Consider the following 1,180-nt stretch of genomic DNA (forward strand, 5'->3'; position numbering starts at 1 on the left):
CCACCACGGCCTGAACCACCGTCACCACCACGGCCAGACACGTCCCGAACCGGCTCACAACCCCGAACGCTCGCCCAACCTGACAATGCCTTCTGAATGCTTACGGTAGAATGCAGCTGGTGTGGCTTGCTCGGCCGTTCGTTTATTGATACCAGCGATGATGTTAATTCCGAGTCTGCACACCGTGAGGGCGGCCAGCCTTTCGAAACCTCATTGGCCCACCGAAATATGGAAATTGATCAACCCTTCCGATTTATGTCGCGCAATTCCCTTCCGCGAAACCAACAGGCGAATAGCTCGCTCATTCTCTTGCAGCACGTCTGCAGTCACGGTTTCCATACCTTGCCGTGCAGCTGTCTCCATGACATTTTCCAGCAACTGCCCGCCAATACCTTGCCCCTGCCAAGGGTCAACCACAAGAATCCCCATATCAGCCTTTTGCGAGCTGGTATTGACTAGCTCCGCCCAGCCGACAAGGCTTCCGCCTGCCAGAAAAGCCCCAACCACGACCCCGCTCCCAGAAATAATTGAGTTGAGTAGTGAAATGTAATGATCGGGTATTCTTGGAGTACCGACACAGAATCTCAAGTAAAGGCTCTTTGGTGAAAGATGGTTGGCCGCTTGAAGAATTAGCCCCTCGTCCGCTCGACACAAAGGGCGAAAGTATATTGCATTGCATTTCGGGCTCACAAGGGCTACTCTTGCATTAGTTGTCATTTTATTTCAAATCATCTTTCTGATGCGCGGATTATGTCGAGTGCGAAAGTTGGCGTCTGCAATGTGTTCTTGGAGGGTTCGGCAGCGATCAGAAGGCGCGCCTTCCTCAGTTGTAGCTGGGTGCTGCTCAGTCCTCGCCTCCCCCACCGATATGAGAAAAGGAATGATCACAGGTCTTGTGACGTCCGGCCCACAGTTGAAGCACGAATCGCAAACCGACTCGCCTTAGGTAATCGATACTCAATTCAGCTGACGGCTGGTCATGCTCTCGTGGTGTTGCGCGGTGGAGGTGGTGGGTCGATGAGCCTGGGCTGCCCCAATGGTCATGAGTTAGACCGGGTTGGGTGTCAATTGGTGGAGCACGATGGTTGAGGGGCCCCGCGTTTTCCGGACAGGTGCTTATTGGCTAATTCATGCGGCGAGCTGTTGATTTAGGTACTCGTCGTGGGCCTCTCGTGGGGTC

At 53.9% G+C, this 1,180-nt stretch carries 1 protein-coding gene; it reads right to left on the reverse strand.

Annotation, left to right across the window (positions count from 1 at the left end):
- Positions 1–210 precede the first annotated feature (210 nt).
- Complete coding sequence (locus tag ABZT03_RS44640) at positions 211–717, reverse strand: GNAT family N-acetyltransferase (protein WP_356050086.1); 507 nt, start codon at positions 715–717, stop codon at positions 211–213.
- Between the last annotated feature and the right edge of the window lie 463 nt (positions 718–1,180).

Source organism: Streptomyces sp. NPDC005574 (assembly GCF_040605435.1).
Classification (GTDB): Bacteria; Actinomycetota; Actinomycetes; order Streptomycetales; family Streptomycetaceae; genus Streptomyces.

What these genes read in the sequence shown, in the direction of transcription:
- ABZT03_RS44640 (WP_356050086.1), bottom strand. Translation starts at nt 717, where the DNA reads ATGACAACTAATGCAAGAGTAGCCCTTGTGAGCCCGAAATGCAATGCA.